Source organism: Anoxybacillus sp., assembly GCF_036834105.1.
Classification (GTDB): domain Bacteria; phylum Bacillota; class Bacilli; order Bacillales; family Anoxybacillaceae; genus Anoxybacillus.
Genome location: NZ_DAITON010000163.1, coordinates 1 through 4,319 on the forward strand (window position 1 = coordinate 1; position 4,319 = coordinate 4,319).

Annotated in this window: 3 protein-coding genes and 1 pseudogene; 1 reads left to right on the top strand and 3 read right to left on the bottom strand. The window is 40.6% G+C overall.

The features are described 5' to 3' along the window. Positions 1 to 213 precede the first annotated feature (213 nt). Complete coding sequence (locus V7Z64_RS12090) at positions 214 to 786, top strand: Uma2 family endonuclease (RefSeq protein WP_297988587.1); 573 nt, start codon at positions 214 to 216, stop codon at positions 784 to 786. 152 nt (positions 787 to 938) lie between these two features. On the opposite strand, the gene V7Z64_RS12095 is transcribed toward V7Z64_RS12090, so the two are convergent. The 3 genes and pseudogenes from V7Z64_RS12095 to V7Z64_RS12105 form a co-directional block, all read right to left on the bottom strand. Beyond that, complete coding sequence (locus tag V7Z64_RS12095; RefSeq protein ID WP_297988584.1) at positions 939 to 2,093, bottom strand: conserved virulence factor C family protein; 1,155 nt, start codon at positions 2,091 to 2,093, stop codon at positions 939 to 941. Between the two features lie 423 nt (positions 2,094 to 2,516). Beyond that, positions 2,517 to 3,033, bottom strand: a pseudogene (locus V7Z64_RS12100) (hypothetical protein). A gap of 182 nt (positions 3,034 to 3,215) precedes the next feature. Beyond that, complete coding sequence (locus V7Z64_RS12105; RefSeq protein WP_334110546.1) at positions 3,216 to 4,118, bottom strand: transposase; 903 nt, start codon at positions 4,116 to 4,118, stop codon at positions 3,216 to 3,218. Positions 4,119 to 4,319: the final 201 nt, after the last annotated feature.

Below are 4,319 nucleotides of genomic sequence, written 5' to 3' on the forward strand. Positions count from 1 at the left end.
TTTTCCTGTAACAAGTCGCTCATCGGTACTTTTCATAGAATTTTTGACACTACCCGATACATAGTAATCCTACTATAGCAAACATACACACAAAATTCTATCGAAATATGTCAAAAATAAAAAAAGATGAAGCTAGATGTATTCTTGCCACATACAAACCGTACGTTCTCATTGTGATATAATGTAGAAAAAACAAAGAAGGGATTGAGGGCGATGGAAAAAGTACAATCCGGGCGTCTGTATTCGTATAAAGATATTCAACAGTGGGAAGGGAATTGGGAGCTAATTGACGGTATTCCTTATTTGCTTGCATCACCTTCGTATGTCCATCAATATGTTGTTGGTGAACTGCATCTCGCCTTAGCTCCTTACTTCAAAGTACGAGGATGCCACCTCATCTTATCTCCATTTGACGTGCAATTCGATACAGCTAAAAATGAAGAAGAAGCACAAACAGTTGTGCAGCCAGATTTATTCGTTATTTGCAACGTAAATCAATTGAAGAAAAAACGAGTACAAGGTGCACCCGATCTCGTAATCGAAGTGTTATCCGCTAGCACCGGATTGAAAGATCGAAATCAAAAGTACTATTTATATGAGACAAATGGTGTGAAAGAGTATTGGATGGTCGACCCGAGCAATCAGACGATTGAAGTCGTCGCCTTGGAAGACGGGCGGTTTCAAAAACGAGCAGTATTCGGTCCGAAAGATGTGTTAACGTCTTTTTTGTATCCAGATTTAGCAATTTCGCTTAGTTCCATCTTGCATATGGATGATGTGGAGTAATTATAAAGCCGGTTTGGAAACCCTAGCCGGCTTTTCATTTTCTCACATTTAGTCGCTCCCACAATTTCCGTCTATGCACGTGCTGTCTTCTTCCGCCAACAATTGAATACTATTTTTCACGTGGCGGAGAATTTCATGGCATTCATTGATAATTACTGCCCTGGCACATTTGCATCATATTCCCCTCTTTTTCTTCCCTCCGTCATTTGTTTCCAAACGGATCCTTTTGCTTCTTCCCCACTTTCGATTCGCTCGATGGCCATTTTTACTTGCATGCTTACTTCAAATTCTGGATCGTTTTCGGCTGCTTTTAACGCAGGCAAGACGGAGTCATCGCCGTTTTCGTATAAAAACATCGCAGCACGCCAGCGAACGAGCTTGCTTGCATCTTTTAGCGCTTCGACCATCACAGGGATGGCCTCCACGTCCCCAATGTCAGACAAACAGTCACCAGCTGTACGACGCACAGAAACAGCTGGATCTTTTAATGCTTCATACAAATATGGCAGCACACTTTTTCCGCCAATCATTCCTAAATAGGCAGTCGCTAAGCGACGAATCGCCACTTTCTCGTCTTTTAACGCCTTTGCCAATACGGGCAAGTCGGTTTCCGTCGGCTCTATCATTTGCTCTAACGCTACATACCGTTTCGTCCAATCTGGGTCATCCAACATTTGTTCCGTCACTTGAACACTTGTTCGTTTTTGCGTTTTCCCCTGCTCTCCTTGTTTAAACATGTGTACGAACCGTTCGAGCCGTTCTGCAGGATAAGCGGCAGACAACTCCTCTACGACTTCGGCACCGATTTCTTCAAACGTCCCGTATCGAACACCCTTTTCGACCCATTTTCGCTCCATGACAATATTCCCTGCATGTTTTTGCGCCTCTAACACCGCATCGACAAACGGTTGGGGCAACCCAACTCGTCTCTCTTCATGACCGTTCGTTAACTTCACTTGCATCGGTAAGCCATAAAGCATTTGCACATACACTTTCACTTCGCCAAAATGATCGTTGCGTACGGGTTCATTGTCTTGGAGCTTATCCACCTGTTCACCAAACACTTCGCGCACTTTTGTTAAAATCGGTTTCCAATCATATTTCGCATGCCGTTCGACAGCTAAAAAATCAGCGACATGATAAATACCCTTCACCCCTTCGATTTGCAGCAATTGCTGGATGATATTAGGGGCATGTGCCGCTTGCTCGGGTTTATAGTTATAACTTGTGCCAAATGGAAGCTCTTCATCGAGCAACACTTTCATTGTATTAGGACTTGGCGTCGGCTCAATCGATTGAATTTTCATTCGTTTCTCTCCTATCCTCTACAAAAAATACCTCGTAACTCCATTAAAAAGGAAGGAACAAAGAAAAGCAAAAGTTTCGCTTAATGAAAATGTGACAAGCATAAACAAAAGCGGATAGGGACATAGAACAAATCATAGACGAACTGTTAACAAATGACGTTCATTGATTTGTTTGGATCAAAAACAACAAAATATTGCTTTCTTGAGCGATGAACGATCATTAGACTATGATTTATTCTCACACAACAATTGACAAATAGGCGGTGCGAACATGCACCGCCTATTTGTATATATTTTGCATTTATTCTAAATCTTCTTTCCACTCGTCTAAAAAACAGAGATGCGCTATGGATGAGAAATAGATGAAATAAGTTCTTTTACGTCCATCTTTATACCTCCGTTTGCTAAAAATCGGTACTGTCTTTATAGAGTTTTCAACCGATTCCTCTCAATTCTAATCGTATTGTCTTTGCCATCAAGCATATCAGCACGTTTGCTTCCATAAATACGAAAACGTGGAGAGCCTTTAACCACTTTCACCGATAAACGTGGTGTGCCACGGGATTGATTTTTGCTTACATCAACGCACGCAACAAATTCGTCCCAGCGAACAATGGCGATGATTTGGTTGCTGTCACTTACTTTGCTTCTGACCACAAATAAAAGCAAAAATTAGCGTTTTATCTGGATTACCTTGATGAACATTTATAATTTCTTGCATTTCATTGTCACTAAATGTGAAAGACCATGTGAAATCTCCGGAGCCGGATGGGGTAGTATGATACTTCGTGTAAATAATATAACTCGCTTTATTTGTCGTAACGGTATAAATTTGCCTACTGTCATTTTCTTTTTCAAACAACGCTGGTGCTAATCCACCATTTACTAGTGCAGAAAGCAACGCACCATAATAATAATCCGCTTTGCAAATCGTCGTCACTTTAATCCCCTCCCCTAAAATCGAGCACATTCCCCGATTCAATTGTACGGAAAGAAGACGGAGAATGTTGTCGAATACTGTAGAAAACAACAAAAAATTTTGAATATTTTGTTGCATAAGAGCAAATTTTTCCTTTTTACTGACATACACACCTACATAATTAAAAGGGGAACAATGCCATATCATTTCAACCTTTCAATCTCTTCCACAGACAACTCCGTCAGTTCATGAATCGTTTGTATATCGTAGCCTTTCTCCAGCATCTTTTTTGCAATATGGCGTTTTTCTAGCTGTAGTCCTTGTTGTAATCCTTGTTGTAATCCTTGTTGTAATCCTCGTTCCACTCCTTCTCTTAAACCTTTTTCTAACGCTTTTTTCTCATATGAAATGATTAACTCCAACACTTGTTCTTTTTCTTTCGTCTCCATTTCATTCACCTCGTTTCGTAATTGCTGTTCTTCTTCGTCTGATAGTTTAACATATGTTTCAAAAAAGCCGATTAACAATCGTTGCTTTGCTTCGTCTAATTCCATGCGCACAATCATTCGTAAAAATTGTTTCTTTAGCTCTACTCGTTCACTTTCAGTATACCCCATTTTGCTTAGCAACGCAGCCGCGATGGGGTTGTCATGGCGAATGTAATCACGCCAGTTTTGTTTACGCAACTCAACTGCAAGAAATTGAAATTGGAGCACATCGAAAAACGGGAACTGGAGTGTAAATGATGAAGGTTCATTGCGAAGATGATCGTAGCTAAATACTGCAATCGGCAAAATAGGTTTACGATGCTTTTCAAACAAACGGCTAAAGTAAATAAACATCCGTTCTCGAAATGACAGTTGCACATAGCTTTGATTTTCAATATGGACGATAATCAAGCCATCCTCCCCTTTTAATTTCGTTTCAACAAGCAAATCAACGCGATACTTCTCCCCTGCCGTCACATCAGTGAATAGTTCCTCTGACAAAAAAGCTACGTGCTGAAAGTCGATATGCTCATGCACATGCGGGAAGAAGAGAAGAATAAACTCTTCAAAAAACGTTTGAATCAACTCTTTAAACAACCGATCATGATCAATGGACATATATGCACCTCGCTTTCCGTTTTGGCGCATATTTCGACAAAAGTAGCGATGTTCCTGCTTTGGAAATGGAAGAGCAGAGAGCCATCCAACGACTCTCTGTCTCTATCAAACTTCGACAATCTTCAGGGGGCGTGACAGGTACCATATCTATATACATACACTTTAAAGTGACAACTTCTGTATGAACACCTTTTTACATGG